The sequence below is a fragment of the Streptomyces sp. NPDC007164 genome, assembly GCF_040634135.1.
Taxonomy (GTDB): domain Bacteria; phylum Actinomycetota; class Actinomycetes; order Streptomycetales; family Streptomycetaceae; genus Streptomyces; species Streptomyces sanglieri.
Window position 1 is genome coordinate 131,704 of the sequence record NZ_JBEYFB010000007.1, and the last position, 16,902, is coordinate 148,605.

13 protein-coding genes and 1 riboswitch are annotated in these 16,902 nt (G+C 71.8%); of the genes, 11 read left to right on the forward strand and 2 right to left on the reverse strand.

What is annotated here, in order from left to right:
* Positions 1-103: 103 nt before the first annotated feature.
* Positions 104-952 carry a DUF4190 domain-containing protein gene (locus ABZ622_RS13195; protein WP_360542459.1) on the reverse strand — a complete coding sequence of 283 codons (849 nt, stop codon included), beginning with the start codon at positions 950-952 and terminating at the stop codon, positions 104-106.
* Positions 953-1,203: 251 nt separating this feature from the next.
* Here ABZ622_RS13195 and ABZ622_RS13200 point away from each other — a divergent pair, with 251 nt between their 5' ends.
* The 3 genes from ABZ622_RS13200 (at position 1,204) to ABZ622_RS13210 (ending at position 5,648) form a co-directional block, all read left to right on the forward strand.
* Positions 1,204-3,288 carry an N-6 DNA methylase gene (locus tag ABZ622_RS13200; RefSeq protein WP_360542461.1) on the forward strand — a complete coding sequence of 695 codons (2,085 nt, stop codon included), beginning with the start codon at positions 1,204-1,206 and terminating at the stop codon, positions 3,286-3,288.
* Between the two features lie 120 nt (positions 3,289-3,408).
* Entirely contained in the window at positions 3,409-4,101 is a 693-nt protein-coding gene (locus ABZ622_RS13205; RefSeq protein ID WP_360542463.1) for a hypothetical protein, read from the forward strand.
* A complete protein-coding gene (locus tag ABZ622_RS13210; RefSeq protein ID WP_360542465.1) occupies positions 4,098-5,648 on the forward strand; it encodes a serine/threonine-protein kinase in 1,551 nt (516 codons plus the stop codon). The genes ABZ622_RS13205 and ABZ622_RS13210 overlap by 4 nt, the downstream gene beginning before the upstream one ends.
* A gap of 18 nt (positions 5,649-5,666) precedes the next feature.
* On the opposite strand, the gene ABZ622_RS13215 is transcribed toward ABZ622_RS13210, so the two are convergent.
* Entirely contained in the window at positions 5,667-8,222 is a 2,556-nt protein-coding gene (locus ABZ622_RS13215) for a YfhO family protein (protein ID WP_360542467.1), read from the reverse strand.
* A 123-nt stretch (positions 8,223-8,345) separates the two neighbouring features.
* Between ABZ622_RS13215 and ABZ622_RS13220 the strand changes: the two genes are divergently transcribed.
* The 8 genes from ABZ622_RS13220 (at position 8,346) to eno (ending at position 16,827) form a co-directional block, all read left to right on the forward strand.
* Positions 8,346-9,308: a glycosyltransferase family 2 protein gene (locus tag ABZ622_RS13220; protein WP_360542469.1), complete on the forward strand. Its 963-nt coding sequence runs from the start codon at positions 8,346-8,348 to the stop codon at positions 9,306-9,308.
* Complete coding sequence (locus ABZ622_RS13225; RefSeq protein ID WP_360542471.1) at positions 9,305-9,706, forward strand: GtrA family protein; 402 nt, start codon at positions 9,305-9,307, stop codon at positions 9,704-9,706. The genes ABZ622_RS13220 and ABZ622_RS13225 overlap by 4 nt, the downstream gene beginning before the upstream one ends.
* A gap of 158 nt (positions 9,707-9,864) precedes the next feature.
* Positions 9,865-10,521 carry a SurA N-terminal domain-containing protein gene (locus tag ABZ622_RS13230; RefSeq protein ID WP_360542473.1) on the forward strand — a complete coding sequence of 219 codons (657 nt, stop codon included), beginning with the start codon at positions 9,865-9,867 and terminating at the stop codon, positions 10,519-10,521.
* A gap of 46 nt (positions 10,522-10,567) precedes the next feature.
* Positions 10,568-11,530, forward strand: coding sequence for a nucleoside triphosphate pyrophosphohydrolase (locus tag ABZ622_RS13235; protein ID WP_360542475.1), 963 nt, complete (start codon positions 10,568-10,570; stop codon positions 11,528-11,530).
* A gap of 69 nt (positions 11,531-11,599) precedes the next feature.
* A complete protein-coding gene (locus ABZ622_RS13240; RefSeq protein WP_360542477.1) occupies positions 11,600-12,925 on the forward strand; it encodes a cytochrome P450 in 1,326 nt (441 codons plus the stop codon).
* Positions 12,926-13,030: 105 nt separating this feature from the next.
* On the forward strand, positions 13,031-14,005 hold the full coding sequence (locus ABZ622_RS13245) for a transglycosylase family protein (protein WP_360542479.1): 975 nt from the start codon (positions 13,031-13,033) through the stop codon (positions 14,003-14,005).
* Positions 14,006-14,305: 300 nt separating this feature from the next.
* A riboswitch (cyclic di-AMP (ydaO/yuaA leader) is annotated at positions 14,306-14,477 on the forward strand.
* A 3-nt stretch (positions 14,478-14,480) separates the two neighbouring features.
* On the forward strand, positions 14,481-15,257 hold the full coding sequence (locus tag ABZ622_RS13250) for a transglycosylase family protein (RefSeq protein WP_360542481.1): 777 nt from the start codon (positions 14,481-14,483) through the stop codon (positions 15,255-15,257).
* 289 nt (positions 15,258-15,546) lie between these two features.
* Positions 15,547-16,827, forward strand: a complete 1,281-nt coding sequence (gene eno / locus ABZ622_RS13255; RefSeq protein WP_124722934.1) for a phosphopyruvate hydratase — start codon at positions 15,547-15,549, stop codon at positions 16,825-16,827.
* The last annotated feature ends 75 nt before the right edge of the window (positions 16,828-16,902 follow it).

A 16,902-nucleotide genomic window follows, 5' to 3' on the forward strand; every position in this document is an offset into this window, starting at 1 on the left:
CTGTCCGGTTCGGTCTGTCCGGTCCTTCAGGTCTGTCCGGTCATTCGGGGCTGCCCGGTCGTTCGGGTCTGCCCGGTTCGGTCCGTCCGTCCCAGAAGGACGGTCAGAGCTTCAGGTCCCACTGCGTGGCGTCGTACGTGAAGCCGGGGTTGACCTCGACCGTCAGGTTCTTGGCGTCCGCCGGGGTGTCGAAGGCGAACTGGACGGTGACCTTCTTGCCCGGCAGGACCGTGCCGCTGAAGCCCGTGCCCACCTTGTTGTCGAAGATCTGCTCGGCGTCCACGCCGTCCTGGCCGGCCCGCGCCGAGACGCTGACGAGCGTGGAGTCGAACTTCTCCTTGCCCGCGTTCTCGATGACGACGGCGACCTTGTAGGCCTTCTGGCCCTTGGTGTGCCCGGCGGCGTACGCGTCCGGGGTGTACGAGGTGGCGTCGCCGACCGTGACCGTCAGATCGTCGTCGTACACGGCCGAGTCACCGGCCTCCAGCGCCTTGCCGGTGTCCTTCTTGTCCGCGCCGCCCTTGTCCGAGCCCTTGCCCTTCGCGGAGTCCCCGCCGGGCTTCGGCTTCGCGGAGGCCGTGGTGTCGGACACCGCCTTGTTGAGGTCGTTCACGGCGTCGTCCACCGCCTTGAACGTGATCACCGCGCCCACCACCGTGAGGATCAGCGAGATCAGACCGAGCACGGCGCCGAAGGTCGCCATCCCCTTGTTGGTGGCCTCGCCGCGCTTCGCCCGGCCCCGGCCCGCCAGGCCCAGGATCAGGGCGATGAGGCCGAGGATGCCCGCCAGCCAGAACAGGAACGGGATCAGGCCGGACACGGCGCCGATGACACCCAGGATGAGGGCCGCGATGCCCAGTCCGTTACGGGCCGGACGCGCACCCGGCATCTGGGCGGGGGCGTACGGCTGCTGGGGCTGCGGGGACTGCGGCGGCTGCGTGAACTGGGACATGGCTGTGCCCTCCGGCGAAAGCGGAAATGGGTGGTGGTGAGCGATTCCGTGCATCGCTCGTGTGCATCGCCCTGCCCATCGGCTTGTGCGGCGATGGGTCAATAACAGCAGAGCTTGTGAACCGAGTCAACACGGTTCACGGGGAATGGGTCGATGCACGCTGTGAATCGGTGGCGTGTGAACCTGGTCGGTATGCTCGCCGACAAGCAGTACCGGGACGAGTGCCAGGACCAGGCCCAGGGAGACAGTCAGTGCCGGAGAACTCGACAGAGGTGACCGCGGCCGGGATCGCACGGCTGGCTGGGGTGGGACGTGCCGCGGTCAGCAACTGGCGCCGCCGCCACGCCGACTTCCCCAAGCCCGTCGGCGGCACCGAGACGAGCCCGTCCTTCGCGCTCCCCGCGGTCGAGCAGTGGCTTCGCGACCAGGGGAAACTCGCCGAGGTCCCGCTGCGCGAACGGGTCTGGCAGCAGGTCGCCGGGCACCCGGCCGGCGCGGTCCCCGCCCTGGTCCACACGGGCTGCGCCCTGCTGCTCCTGCGGACCGCTCCCAAGACCTGGCCGGAGATCGCCGCCGCGCCCGACGAACGGATGGCCGACGTGCTGTCCCTCGCCCTCGACAAGGCACTCACCGCCCGATTCGGACCGGCGGCGGAAGACGGCCGGGCCGTTCACACCCCGAGCGGCACCGAACTGCTCCCGTCCGTACCGCTGCTCCGTGCCGTCGCGGAACTCGCCGCCGGGACCGGGGCCGGGGAGACCTTCGAGTTCCTGCTCGGCCGTCAGCTGGACGCCAACCCGCGCCAGTACACGCTCACCCCGCCCGGACTCGCCGAACTGATGGCCGCCCTGGTGGAGGCGGGGGAGCGGCCCGCCCGCACGGTCCTCGACCCGGCCGCGGGCACCGGCGCCCTGCTGCGCGCCGTCGCCGACCCCGCCGCCCTGTACGCCCAGGAGACCGACCCCGACCTCGCCGCGCTCACCGCGCTGAGGCTCGCCCTGCACACCGACACCGGCTGCGCCCTGGCGGCACGGACCGCCGACACCCTGCGCGCCGACGCCTTCCCGCAGCTCGCCGCCGACGCCGTGCTCTGCCACCCGCCGTTCAACGAACGCAACTGGGGCCACGACGAACTCGCCTACGACCCGCGCTGGGAGTACGGCTTCCCGGCCCGTACCGAGTCCGAACTCGCCTGGGTCCAGCACGCCCTGGCCCATCTGCGCGAGGGCGGCACCGCCGTGCTGCTGATGCCCCCGGCCGCCGCCTCGCGCCGCTCCGGCCGCCGGATCCGCGCCGATCTGCTGCGCCGCGGCGCCCTGCGCGCCGTCATCGCGCTCCCGGCCGGCGCCGCGCCCCCGTACGGCATCCCGCTCCACCTCTGGGTGCTCCGCAAGCCCGGCAGCGGGGCGCACCCCTCGCCCGAACTGCTGCTGGTCGACACCGCGGAACCCGCCGAACCGGCCTCGGGAGGGCAGCCTTCCGCGACCGGCGGGCGCGACCGGCTCGACTGGCAGGCGGTCCGCCGCGCCGTGCTCGACGCCTGGCAGTCCTTCGAGGGCTCCGCCCCGGCCGGGGACCGCCCCGGCGCCGGCCGCGCCGTACCCGTCATCGAACTCCTCGACGACGACGTGGACCTGGCCCCCGCCCGCCATCTGCCTCCCCCGGCCGCCGCGGGCGGACCCGGCGAGCTGATCCGGGTACGGGAACGGCTCGCCGAGACGCTCGGCCGCACCGGCGCCCTCACCCCGCCCGCCGTGACCCTCTCCGACCCGGCCCACTGGCCCCTGACCACCGTCGGCGAACTCGCCCGCGCCGGCGCCCTCCAGCTCCGCACCGGCGGCTCCGGCACCGGCCCGGGGCCCGTGCTCACCGAACACGACGTCCTGGGCTCCACCGCCCCTTCGGGAAGCCTGCCCACCGACGGGCCCTCCGAGGAACCGGTCCTCGTCGAACCCGGCGATGTCGTCGTCCCCGTCCTCGGCGGCGGCTCCGCCGCCCGCGTCATCGACGACGCCACCGCGGGCGCCGCGCTCGGCCGCAACCTCCAGCTGCTGCGCCCCGATCCGGCCGCCCTCGACCCCTGGTTCCTGGCCGGCTTCCTGCGCGGCACCGCCAACAACCGCCAGGCCAGCAGCTACGCCTCCACCGCCACCCGGCTGGACGCCCGCCGCCTCCAACTGCCCCGGCTGCCGCTCGCGGAGCAGCAGCGGTACGGGGAACGGTTCCGGGCCCTGGCCGAGTTCGAGGACGCCCTCAGGCTGGCCGGCCGGCTCGGCGGACAGCTCGTACAGGGGATGTACGACGGACTGACGGACGGCACGGTCGCCCCGAAGTGAGGTGAACCACAACGGTTCCGTACAACCCGGGGCCGGTTGTCGGTGTCGCCCTTTACGCTCGGATCTGCGCACACGGAGCGTGTGCGCGGATGTTCAACGACCAGGTCTCCAGGAGCAGCCATGTACGCCCCGGGTCATCCGCCGACGCCGCCGCGCCGGGTTCCCAGCCGGGCCTGGATCGTCTCGATGCGCGTGCTGTTCGGCGTGCTCTCGGTGGGCTCGGTCGGGCTGCTGCTGTGGAGCCCGCTGCTCCGGCTCGCGATCGTGCGCCGCCGGGCGTCCGACTGGTGGCTGACCGGGGCCGGGTTCGTGTTCGTCTGCGTGCTCCTGCCGATCCTCGGCAGGGACGGCAACGACGAGCCGAGCGGCATCGACAACGTCCTGATCCCGCTGCTGCTGGTGGCGATGCTGGGCTCGTTCGCGTACTACCTGGTCGGGGACATCCGCCACTACGAACGGCTGACGAAGCCGCACCCGACGGGCGGCTACGCGGCCGCCCCGCCGGTGCCGGGATACGGGTACGGGTACCAGTACGCGCCCACGGTGCCGACGCAAATGCCCGCACCCGCGCCCGTACCCTCACCTGCACCCGCACCCGCACCCGTGCACATGCCCATGACCGCTCCCACGCCCGCTCCCACGCCCGTCCCGTCACCTCCGGCCATGCCCGCACAGCAGCCGCCCGCCGCGCCCCAGCAGCAGCCCCAACCGGCCCCCTCGCCCCAGCCGCACCCCCACCCCCAGCGCATCGACCAGGTCCGAGCCGAGCTGGACGAGTTGAGCGACTACCTCCGCAAGGAGGAGGGCCGGTGAACGGGCGTCTCATCGGCGGTCGGTACCAACTGGCGACCGTCCTCGGCCAGGGCGGCATGGGTCAGGTCTGGACGGCCTACGACCAGCGCCTGGACCGCCGCGTCGCGGTGAAGCTGCTCCGCCCCGACCGGGTCACCGGCCCCATCGACAGCGAGGCCGCGGACGAGCTGCGCCGCCGCTTCGTCCGCGAGTGCCGGGTCACCGCCCAGGTCGACCACCCGGGCCTGGTCACCGTCCACGACGCGGGCAGCGACGGCGACGACCTGTTCCTCGTCATGCAGTACGTGGAGGGCGCCGACCTCTCCGACCATCTCGCCGAGCACGACCCGTACCCCTGGCAGTGGTCCGTCGCGGTCGCCGCCCAGCTCTGCGCCGTCCTGTGCGCCGTGCACGCGGTGCCGATCGTCCACCGCGACCTCAAGCCCCGCAATGTGATGGTGCGTCCGGACGGCACCGTGACCGTTCTCGATCTGGGCGTCGCCTCCGTCCTGGACACCGACACCACCCGGCTCACCCACACCGGTTCACCGATCGGCTCCCCGGCCTACATGGCCCCCGAGCAGGCGATGGGCGGCGCCGTCGGCCCGTACACCGATCTGTACGCCCTCGGCGTGCTCCTGCACGAACTGCTCAGCGGAGAAGTGCCGTTCGCCGGGACCACCGCCCTCGGCGTGCTCCACCGCCACCTCCACGAGCCGCCGGTCCCGGTCCGCCGGATCAGGCCCGACATCCCCGAGCCGCTCGAAGCGCTGGTGCTGCGGCTGCTCGCCAAGGACCCGCAGCACCGCCCGTCCGGCGCCCAGGAGGTGTACGAACACCTCGCCCCGCTGCTTCCCTCGCCGGGCACCGGGCTCCCTGTCGGACCGCTCGATCCGACCCGTCCTTTCCTGCGCCCGCACGCCCCGTGGCCCGACCGCACCGCCACCCGGCCGCAGCCCCCGTCCCCGCCACCGGGCCGGCCCGCGCCCGCAGCCGCCCGGCCCGATGTGGCCGCCGCCGTCGACGACGTCAAGAAGCTGCTCGGCGAGGGCCGGATCACCCAGGCCGTGGACATCCTCGGTTCGATCCTCCCGGTCGCCGCCGAACAGCACGGCGAGGACTCCGCCGTGGTCCGCATCCTGCGCAAGCAGTACGCGGCGACGCTGATGGACGACGGCCAGTACCGCCGCGCCCTGCCCGAGCTGCGCCGCCTCGCCGACGACCGCGCGGCGGAGGCGGGCCCGGCCGACCCGCAGACCCTCCAGTTCCGCCACGACGCCGCCCAGTGCCTGGAACAGCTCGGCGAACCGGCCGCCGCGCTCGCCGAGTACCGCGAGGTCCTCCCGTACTTCGAGAACCACCGCGCCACGGGCGGCGACCCGGCCCGCTCCTTCGAGATCCGCAACCGCATCGCGCATCTGCTCCTCGCGCTCGGCGACCACGTGACCGCCCGGGTCCAGCTCCAGGCGCTGCTGTACGACGCCGAGCGGGCCTACGGGCCGCACCATCCGCTGCCGGCGGAGCTGCGCCGCAGGCTCGACCGCCAGGTGGAGGTGCGGGGCGGTTGACCGCCGGACCGGCCCCGGTCAGACCCCCACGGTCTCCGGCACCCCGGCGTGCTGTCCCGGCCGGTCGGGCCCGGGCCGCCCGGCCTCCGACCTCCGCCGCCGGTACCCGAGCGCCAGCCCGCCGAGTACGAGAACGGCCAGCGCGCCCGCCCCGGCCACCGCACCCGCCCGCAGCCCCGGGGGCCGGAACGTGCAGTCGACGGATCCGCCCCGGGCCGGTGCCGGGGTGGCGACCAGGCCCAGATAGCTGTCGGCGGGACGGCCCTGGCAGCTCCAGCCCGCGATGCGGGGCGCCGCGAGCACGACCGTTCCGGTGGTGCCGGGCGGCAGCTCGGCGCGCACGCCGTGATCGGTGACGTGCACGGCGCTCGCGCCGGTGCGCTTCAGCCCGGCGACCGCCGAGTCCAGCCGGGCCCCGTCCAGACAGCCGACCGCCCGATGCGGCACGGTCCCGGCACGCACCGGGGTCAGCGTGACCCGCACGCTCCCGGCCCCGCCGACCTTGCCCAGGTGGTGCATCGCGGCCCGCCTGGCCGGCAGCTGCCCCTTGAACTCCACCTCCGGGCCCTCGCCCAGCCGTGCCCAGCCGAACATGTCGGGCGACCACAGATACGCCTCGGTGCCCGCCGGGCAGGCGGCGGTCAGCGTGTACGTGCCGCGCCCCACCCGGTAGTCGTACGCCCCCTTGTCGGCCACCGCGCCGCCGTCCGCCCTCTTCAGAACCGTCGTCGGGACCGTGTAGACCCGCGAGCCGAGCAGCTGTTCCTGGTTCCGGAACGGCGAACGGCCGTACGGCACCGGCCCGCCCGGCCCGCGCACCGTCACCAGCGGCGGGGCTTCGGCACGGCTCACCGTCACCGGCCGGTCGTCCGTACCGCCCATGCCCGTGCGCCCGGCCCCCTGGTGCGGATCGCGCGGCCCGCGCACCCGCGCGCCGACCGAGAAGACCGCGTCCGTGACCGGGTTGTCGAGGCTCTGCACGGCCCGGCCGTTGGACGTCCACCCGCCGCCGAGCGCGCGCATCGTGCGGGTCAGCACGGCGGGCGTGTGGCTGCTGTAGTACTGGCTGCCCTGCCCGCCCACCAGCAGCGGATCGTTGGCGGTGGTCTGCTCACGGCCGGGGTCCGTGCGATAGCCCGGCCAGCCGTCGGCGCCCGCCACCATGGCCGCCTGGGTCCGCTGCCGTTCGCCCCAGGGCGCGTAGTCGTCGAGCCGGTTCAGCCGCTCCCGGTCGAAGTACGCGGTGCTCGCGGCGGCCTGCCCGGCCTGTGCGCCGATCAGCAGCACGGCGGCCAGTGCCGCGAGCCTGCGGCCCCGCCCGACCAGCACCAGGGCGCAGGCCGCGGCCACCAGACCCACCCCGAACAGCGGATACGTCCACCCGGTGACCAGGTCGCTGAAGCCCGCCCCGGCCGCCAGCAGCACCAGGACCGCGCCCCCGCCGAGCAGCGCCCGCCGCTCCGGCCGGCCGTACGAGACGGACACCCAGGCGGCGATCACCACCAGCCCGGCCAGCACGAAGGTCTGCCGGTACGGGCTGCCGTTGGGCGTGGCGAAGGCGTGCCACAGCAGATGCGTCGGCTCCCACTGCAACGACAGCGCGACGCCCGCGACCAGCCCCACCCACGTCCACCGCTCACGCCCCGGCACGGACCGCTGGAAGGCCAGCACACAGGCCAGCAGCAGGGTGCCGGTGCCGAGGAAGAGGGCCGGGGTGAAGAAGCTGTACGTGGCCGGCAGCAGCCGGGCGAGCACATCGGGCCAGGCCGCCGGCGCGAACGCACGGTCCCAGCCCGGGTAGGCGTGCTTGGTGCCCAGGTAGACGGGGAGCAGCACGGGCGCCGAGAGCCCGATCCCCACCCCGACCGTGCAGACGGCCCGCACCATCCCCCGCACCACCGCCCGCCGGTCGTCCCGCTCGGTGAAGAGCCGGGCGGCCAGCACCAGGGCGGCACCGAGCGTCGCCATGTACGCGGTGTAGAAGTTCGCCGCCCACACCACCGCGACGAGCAGCGGCCCGGCGATCCGGTGCCGTCCCGTACGCGCCCACTCCGCGACCAGGCAGAGCAGCGGCAGCGCGACCAGCCCGTCCAGCCACATCGGGTTGTACGAGGCCTCGGCGACCGACCAGCCGCACAGCGCGTACGAGGCACCGAGCGTCCCGGCCGCCCACCAGCGCCCGCCGCGGACCGTCAGCAGGAACAGCGTCATCAGCGCCGCCGCCGACGCCATCTTCAGGACCGTCACCACATAGACCGCGAGATCGATCCGGTCGCGCGGGAACACCCCGACGAGCAGGGCGAACGGGCTGGTCAGATAGGTGCCGAGATCCGGCAGGAAGCTCGTCCCGTACCCGGAGGACCAGTTGAGCAGCAGCCCGCCGTCCGCGTTCCCGTGCAGCAGGTCCCACAGCCGGGCGTGGAACGGCACGAACTGATTGCCCAGGTCGTTGACGCTGCGCGTGTGAGGCCCGAACGGGAAGACCCGCGCGACGGCGTCACCCGCGCAGACCGCGGCGACGGTGAGCAGCGCGGCGAGCGAGCCCGCGCACAGGCGGGGGCGGGAAGTCGGCATACGCAGGAATATGCCAGCTTCGAACGCTCAACCCCGGGCCGAATTGGGTCAGTTCACGCAATGGACGCCCACCGGTCACGTGCTGCATCGAGTTCCGACATCTGGCCGGGCTGATGTACTTCCGTGCTGATCTCGCTGGTGGTGCCTTGTTTCAACGAGGAAGAGATCCTCGAACGCTTCCATGAACGCGTCACGGACGAAATGGCCGGGCTGGGACATGAATTCCAGCTGGTCTTCGTCGACGACGGCAGTGCGGACCGGACCCTGGTGATCCTCCAGGAACTGGCCGCGGCCGACCCGCGGGTCCGCTATGTCTCCTTCAGCCGGAACTTCGGCAAGGAGGCCGCCATGCTGGCCGGCCTCCAGCACGCCGAGGGCGACGCCGTCGTCATCATGGACGCCGACCTCCAGCACCCGCCCGAGCTCGTGGGCCGGATGCTGGAGGAACACGCGCAGGGCTACGACCAGGTGATCGCCCGCCGCACCCGCAAGGGCGACCGGGTCACCCGCACGCTCAGCGCCCGCGCCTACTACTGGCTGATCAACCGGCTGGTGGACGTGGAGCTGGTCGACGGCGTCGGGGACTTCCGGCTGCTCTCCCGCCGCACCGTCGACGCGGTACTGGAACTCACCGAATACAACCGGTTCTCCAAGGGCCTTTTCGCCTGGGTGGGATTCCGCACGACGACCTTCTCCTACGAGAATGCCGTCCGTGAACAGGGCAGTTCCGCCTGGACCTTCGGAAAGCTGCTCAATTACGGTCTCGACGGACTGCTGTCCTTCAACAACAAACCACTGCGCGCCGCGCTCTACCTCGGCATGCTGCTGCTGTCGGTGGCCTTCGCCTATGCTGCGTGGATCGTCGGCGTCGCCCTGGTGCAGGGGGTGGACACCCCCGGCTACGTCACCCTCATCGTCGTGGTCACCGCACTCGCCGGGGTCCAGATGGTGATGGTGGGAGTGGTCGGCGAGTACGTCGGCCGCATCTACTACGAGGTGAAGCGGCGCCCGCACTTCCTGGTCAAGGCCACGAACACCGAGGCGTTGCGACAGATACGGGAACCCCAGGAGTTCGTACGCCGATGACGGTCACCGCACAGATGGCCCGATTCGCCCTCGTGGGAGTGGTGAACACCGGCACGTACTACGGCTGCTATCTCGTCCTGCTGATGTGGCTGCCCTACATCGCCGCCCATGTGATCGCCTTCGTACTGAGCATGATCGGGTCCTTCTTCCTGAACTCCTGGTTCACCTACCGGACCCGGCCCACCTGGCGGAAGTTCCTGCTCTTCCCGCTCACCAACGCCGCCAACTTCGCCATCACGACCGGCGGCGTCTATCTGCTGGTCGGCCTCGCCGGGTTCAGCAGCCGGTACGCGCCGCTGGTCGCGGCCGCGGCGGCGATCCCGATCACCTTCGTCGTCTCGCGCACGATCATGCTCCGGCCGGACACCCCGGCCCCGGCGGCCGAACGCGTGCCCTGAGCCCCGCCGGGACGGCTCGGGCCGTCCCGGTCGGGCCCACATCCCCAACTCCTCCCGAATCGTTGGCCGAATCGGTGGCCCCAGCCGTGTCCACTGCCTAACATCGATCACCGCAAGGTCTTGTGCACTGATGCACAAACTCTCCCCGGGAGGTTCCTTTGCACCGCCGCCGTCGCACCGCGCTCACCGTCTCCGCCGCCCTGCTCGCCGCCGCCCCACTCCTGACCGCCTGCGGCAGCGAGTCCCACCCGGGTGCCGCGGCCGTCGTCGGCGGGGACCGGATCGAGATCTCCACGCTGCAGGGCCAGGTGGCCGCCGTACGCGAGGCGCAGCGCGATTCGAAGGACGCCGCCCAGCTCATCGACAAGTCCGGACAGCTCAGCCGGGCCAAGCTGCACGGCCTGATCTTCGACCGGGTCCTGGACCGGGCCGCCCAGGACGCGGGCGTGTCCGTCAACCGCAACGAGATCCAGCAGATGCGCAAGGCGGCGGCCGCCCAGTCCGGCGGGGAGGAGCGGCTGCGCACGGCGATGCTCCAGCAGAGCTGGGTCGCCCCCGACCAGATCGACGCCGTCCTGCGCGAGCAGGTCCAGCTGACCAAGCTGGCCCAGGCGCTCGGCGCCGACCTCCAGCAGCCCGCCGGCCAGCAGGCCGTCGGCGAGGCGCTCGGCAAGGCGTCGAAGGCCCTGCGGGTCGACGTCAATCCGCGCTACGGCAGCTGGGACAACAAGCAGACCCAGCTCGCCGACTACAAGGCCCCCTGGATCAACCGGGTCACCAAGCCGGCCGGCGCGGCAGCCGAGACCGGGGCCTGACCGGCCGCGGCGGGGGCGGCCGGTGCGACCGGGGTAGATTCGAACGGTGAACGCTGAAGACCCCGGCCGTATCGTCCTGCTCACCGCCAGCCACCGCGTCGCGCCCGGACTCCTGTCCTGGCCCGCCTGGCAGACGCTGCACGCCGCGGACCGGGTGCTCTGCGCCGAGCCGGACCACCCGCAGCTGCCGTATCTGCGCGAGGCGGGCGTCACCGTCGAGCACTCCGCGCCCACCGCGCAGGAGCTCGTCGACGCCTGTGCGGGCGGCCGGTCCGTCGTCGTCCTCGCGGGCGGCGAGGGGAACCAGCCGCTGACCGACGGGCTCGCCCGGCTCGCCGGTTCGGGCCGGGTGCGGATGCCGGACCTGGAGCTGCTGCCCGGGTCGTACGACCTGCCGGGTGCCCGGCTCCTCGATCTGGTCCAGGTCATGGACCGGATCAGGCTCGAATGCCCGTGGACCTCGCAGAAGACCCACGAGGGCCTCGCCAAGTACGCCATCGAGGAGGCGTACGAACTCGTCGAGGCGATCGAGGACGGCGACCGCGACGAGCTGCGCGAGGAACTCGGCGACGTGCTCCTCCAGGTCGTCTTCCACGCCAGGATCGCGGAGGAGGACGAGCAGGAGCCGTTCTCCGTCGACGACGTGGCCGCGACCCTCGTCGAGAAGCTGATCCACCGCCACCCGCACGTCTTCGGCGACGAGAGCGCCGAGACCCCGGAGGACGTGCACGCGCACTGGCTGCGCACCAAGGCCATCGAGAAGCAGCGCGACTCGGTCACCGACGGGGTCCCGCTCGGCCAGCCCGGCCTGGCGCTGGCGGCGAAGCTGGCCGGCCGGGTCCGTACCGCGAAGCTCGACGTGCCGCTCCCCACGGGCGACGGCATCGGTTACGAACTGCTCGCCCTCGCCGTACGCGCCGAGCAGGACGGCATCGACCCCGAGGCCGCCCTGCGGGCAGCGGGCCGCGCCTACCGGGACGCCATCCGGGCGGCGGAGGGCAACGGGTGACGCCGGAGGGCAATGCCTGACGCCGGAGGGCGTTGCCCGGCGTCCGGGGGCGGCGGATAACGTCGGGGGGTGAACCACAGCCCCGCCGACAACCCCGCCGACAGTCCCGCCGATCAGCCCGCCGCCTGCCCCGTCGGCGCCCCCGAACTCTTCACCTGGGAGTTCGCCACCGACCCGTACCCGGCGTACGCCTGGCTGCGGGAGCACAGCCCCGTGCACCGGACCACGCTGCCCAGCGGCGTCGAGGCGTGGCTGGTGACCCGGTACGAGGACGCGCGGCAGGCGCTCGCCGACACCCGGCTCTCCAAGAACCCGGCGCACCACGCCGGGCCCGCGCACGCCAAGGGGAAGACGGGCATCCCGGGCGAGCGCAAGGCGGAGCTGATGACGCATCTGCTGAACATCGACCCGCCGGACCACACCCGGCTGCGCCGCCTCGTCTCCAAGGCGTTCACCCCGCGCAGGGTCGCCGAGTTCGCACCGCGCGTACAGGAACTGACGGACCGCCTCATCGACCGCTTCGTCGCGGAGGGCAAGGCGGACCTCATCCACGACTTCGCCTTCCCGCTCCCCATCTACGCGATCTGCGACCTGCTGGGCGTTCCGCGCGAGGACCAGGACGACTTCCGGGACTGGGCGGGCATGATGATCCGGCACGGCGGCGGCCCGCGCGGCGGGGTGGCCAGGTCGGTGAAGAAGATGCGCGGCTATCTCGCCGAACTGATCCACCGCAAGCGGGAGAACCCCGGGGACGACCTGATCTCCGGGCTGATCCGGGCCAGCGACCATGGCGAGCACCTCACCGAGAACGAGGCCGCCGCCATGGCCTTCATCCTGCTGTTCGCCGGATTCGAGACGACGGTCAACCTGATCGGGAACGGCGTCTACGCGCTGCTGCGCGACCCCGGTCAGCGCGAACGGCTCCAGCACTCCCTGGATGAGGGGCAGAGCGGGCTGCTGGAGACCGGCATCGAGGAACTGCTGCGCTACGACGGCCCGGTGGAGCTGGCCACCTGGCGGTTCGCCACCGAGCCGCTGACGCTCGGCGGACAGGACATCGCCGCCGGGGACCCCGTACTCGTGGTGCTCGCCGCGGCCGACCGCGACCCGGAGCGCTTCGAGGACCCCGACACGCTCGACCTCGCGCGGCGTGACAATCAGCACCTCGGATACGGGCATGGCATCCACTACTGCCTGGGAGCGCCGCTCGCCCGGCTGGAGGGACGGACCGCGCTCGCCACGCTGCTGAACCGCCTTCCGGACCTGCGGCTTGCGGTGGAACCCACCGATTTGCGGTGGCGTGGCGGGCTCATCATGCGCGGACTTCGCACGCTTCCCGTGGAGTTCACCCCGGGGCCCGCCCACGCAGAAAGTGACACCCTGTCAACTCTGTGACTTTCACGTGATCTGCGCTGCATCGACTTGTGACTCCCGTTCGAACCCGGCTAGGTTCACCGTTCGACTCACCAGTCACCTGTCAGCTACCCGGAAGGCAACCCCATGGGCTCCGCGAACGGCAGACACCGTCGCCCCCGTCAGGCACCCGCCATCGTCGTCGCCGCGGGCGTGACCGGATCGGCCATCGCCATCCCGCTGCTCGGCGCGTCCGGTGCGCACGCGGCCGACGCCCAGACCTGGGACCGGGTGGCCGAGTGCGAGAGCGGCGGCATGTGGAGCGCCGACCTCGGCAACGGCTTCTACGGCGGCCTCCAGTTCTCGCAGGAGACCTGGAAGGCGTACGGCGGTGAGGCGTACGCGGAGCGCGCCGACCTCGCCAGCCGGGCGCAGCAGATAGCGGTGGCCGAGAAGGTGCTGGACGACCGGGGCCCGAAGGCCTGGCCCAGCTGTGCGGTCATCTCCGGCCTCGCCGTGGACGGGACGCTGCCCGGGGTGGATCCGGGCTCCGTGCCCACCGACGACCCGACCGGGAGCGCGAAGCCGTCCGACGGCACGTCGGCGGACCCGTCCGACGACGCCACACCGTCCGACAGCGCCTCCGACGACGCCTCCGACGGCACGGACGCCGTGGACGGCGCCGACGGCTCGGAGAAGACCGACGAGCCGTCAGGGAAGACCTCGCCGGCCCCGAAGCCCTCGGCCTCGACCACCCCGTCCCCCGACGCCCCCTCCGGGGCGCCCGGCGACGCCTCCGGCTCGCCCGACGCGTCCGGCGGCAAGCACCGCGGCGCGCCGGCCGCGGAGAAGGGCGGCGGCACGGACGGCGGCACGGACGGCGGCCGCGAGGCGGGCCGTCATGCCTCGCGCGGCGGCAACGACGCGCGCGACACGGCCGACACGCCCGCCGACGGCACGTACACCGTCCATGTCGGCGACAACCTCTGGTCGATTGCTGATGCACAGAACATCCCCGGTGGCTGGCCCGCGCTCTACGAGGCCAACAAGGCTGCCGTCGGCGCCGACCCGGACCTCATCCTCCCTGGCCAGAGCCTCGATCTCGATGTGAAGGCCACATGAGGGCAGTCTGATAACCGACTAAAAATGCCTCAAAAATCGGGGTAGTTCAGGGACCTATGTCCGCTTATGCGTAAGTGAGACATGGGTCTCTTTGCGTCAACTGGCGTGTCGCATCCGGGGAACCCTCCCGCATCGTGTCCCACCTGCGGAAACGATGATTCTTCAGATGCAAGTAAGGGCTTATTGTCCGATGTGTCCATCGTTGAATGTGGGGGTTGCGTATGTTTACGGTCGGAACCGCTCGCACCGCGGGCCCCGTCGACCGTCACGCCGAATCCTGCCGTCGGTCGAAGGGAACAGACGCGTAAAGCGCCGTAGGCAGGAGCGGGGGACCCAGGTAAGCGCCGGGCCCGATCGTCGAAAGACGCATCAGGACCGGCTTGGGGTGAAGTCGCGCGCTAGGACGTGCGACCGGGCAACTCACTTGGCCCGAACCCGACAGCTCACCTCGTAGGCGTCGGTGAGGAGAAGTTCCATGCTGCTTTCCAGCAAGGGCAAGCACCGCCGCCCGTCCAAGGCCGTCCGTATCGCCACGCTCGCCGGTGTCGCCGGTGCCGCAGTCGCCGTGCCCCTGATGGGCGCGACCGGCGCCTCCGCCGCCTCCGTCGCCACCTGGGACGCCGTCGCCCAGTGCGAGTCCGGTGGCAACTGGTCCATCAACACCGGCAACGGCTACTACGGCGGTCTGCAGTTCTCGCAGTCCAGCTGGGCCGCCGCCGGCGGTACGCAGTACGCCGCCCGTGCCGACCTGGCCACCAAGGCCCAGCAGATCGCCACCGCCGAGAAGCTCCTCGACATGCAGGGCCCGGGTGCCTGGGGCTGCGCCGGCGCCGGCAACCTGACCAACGACGGCGTCAACCCGGGTGTCGACACCGGCTCCTCCTCGAACTCCACCTCGAACTCCGGTGCCTCCGAGCAGCAGAGCGCCCCGGCCGCCCCGAAGCAGCAGTCGCAGCCGACCCGGCAGGCCCAGCCGAAGCCGGCCGAGCGCACCGAGGCCCCCGCCGCCTCCCGCTCGGACCGCTCCGCCGCCCCGCAGGCCGAGTCGAAGAAGACCGTCACCACCCCGACCGGCGAGAAGGTCAAGAAGGGCGACGGCGAGTACAAGGTCGTCTCCGGCGACTCGCTGAGCGAGATCGCCGCCGCCAACAAGGTCGAGGGCGGCTGGCAGCAGCTGTTCGAGCTGAACAAGGACATCGTCAAGGACGCCGACCTGATCTACCCGGGTCAGCAGCTGCACCTGACGAAGTAGTCGCGGCTCTCTCCTCCCTGAGCACCACCCCGGTCCGGCGCGCATTCCCCCGTGTGCGCCGGACCGGGGCGCTGTCGTTCGCGCTCGGGGGAGCGCCGGATCGTTCAACTGTTGTAGTTACCGACCGGTAAATTTCTTACTGTTTGCCCGGCAATGTGTGCTCTCGGGTCCTTTTTCGTCCCAGGGGTCGGGCGGACGGCCGACTGATCGGGCCGGGCCGGTTAGGCTCTTGTCGCAAGGCCAAAGCGACCCTGCACAAACAGCGTCATATCCCAGAAGGAGATGCCTCGTGCCGTCCATCGACGTCGTCGTAGCCCGGGAAATCCTCGACTCCCGCGGAAACCCCACGGTCGAGGTAGAGGTCGGCCTCGACGACGGCAGCACGGGCCGTGCTGCCGTTCCGTCCGGCGCCTCCACCGGTGCGTTCGAGGCCATTGAGCTTCGCGACGGTGACCCCAACCGCTACCAGGGCAAGGGCGTCGAGAAGGCCGTCCTCGCCGTGATCGAGCAGATCGGCCCGGAGCTCGTCGGCTACGACGCCACCGAGCAGCGGCTGATCGACCAGGCGATGTTCGACCTGGACGCCACCGAGAACAAGGGCTCGCTCGGCGCCAACGCCATCCTCGGCGTCTCGCTGGCCGTCGCACACGCCGCCTCCGAGGCCTCGGACCTGCCGCTGTTCCGCTACCTCGGCGGCCCGAACGCGCACCTGCTGCCCGTTCCGATGATGAACATCCTCAACGGCGGCTCGCACGCCGACTCCAACGTGGACATCCAGGAGTTCATGATCGCGCCGATCGGCGCGGAGTCCTTCTCCGAGGCGCTGCGCTGGGGTGCCGAGGTCTACCACACGCTGAAGAAGGTCCTGAAGACCAAGGGCCTGTCGACCGGTCTCGGCGACGAGGGCGGCTTCGCGCCGAACCTGGAGTCGAACCGCGCCGCCCTGGACCTCATCGTCGAGGCCATCAAGGAAGCCGGTTACGTCCCGGGCAAGGACATCGCGCTGGCGCTCGACGTCGCCGCGTCCGAGTTCTACAAGGACGGCAAGTACGAGTTCGAGGGCAAGTCCCGCTCGGCCGCCGAGATGACCGAGTACTACGAGGAGCTCGTCTCCGCGTACCCGCTGGTCTCCATCGAGGACCCGCTGTACGAGGACGACTGGGCCGGCTGGAAGGTCATCACCGACAAGCTCGGCGCCAAGGTGCAGATCGTCGGCGACGACCTCTTCGTCACCAACCCCGAGCGCCTGGCCCGCGGCATCGAGGAGGGCTCCGCCAACGCCCTGCTCGTCAAGGTCAACCAGATCGGCTCGCTGACCGAGACCCTGGACGCCGTCGAGCTGGCCCAGCGCAACGGCTTCAAGTGCATGATGTCCCACCGCTCCGGCGAGACCGAGGACGTCACCATCGCCGACCTCGCCGTCGCGGTGAACTGCGGCCAGATCAAGACCGGCGCCCCGGCCCGCTCGGACCGCGTCGCCAAGTACAACCAGCTGCTGCGCATCGAGGAGATCCTCGACGACGCCGCGGTGTACGCGGGCCGCTCGGCGTTCCCGCGGTTCAAGGGCTGATCATCCCGTTCGGCCCGGCAGGGGCCGAAGGCCATGGCGTCCGTCCGTCCCCGCACTCGGTCCCGTACCGTGTGC

Excerpts from the sequence above, each read along its gene's own strand:
- ABZ622_RS13225 (WP_360542471.1), top strand. The coding sequence starts at position 9,305 with ATGACGGTCACCGCACAGATGGCCCGATTCGCCCTCGTGGGAGTGGTG.
- ABZ622_RS13205 (WP_360542463.1), top strand. The coding sequence starts at position 3,409 with ATGTACGCCCCGGGTCATCCGCCGACGCCGCCGCGCCGGGTTCCCAGC.
- ABZ622_RS13215 (WP_360542467.1), bottom strand. The coding sequence starts at position 8,222 with ATGCCGACTTCCCGCCCCCGCCTGTGCGCGGGCTCGCTCGCCGCGCTG.
- ABZ622_RS13250 (WP_360542481.1), top strand. The coding sequence starts at position 14,481 with ATGCTGCTTTCCAGCAAGGGCAAGCACCGCCGCCCGTCCAAGGCCGTC.
- ABZ622_RS13195 (WP_360542459.1), bottom strand. The coding sequence starts at position 952 with ATGTCCCAGTTCACGCAGCCGCCGCAGTCCCCGCAGCCCCAGCAGCCG.
- ABZ622_RS13245 (WP_360542479.1), top strand. The coding sequence starts at position 13,031 with ATGGGCTCCGCGAACGGCAGACACCGTCGCCCCCGTCAGGCACCCGCC.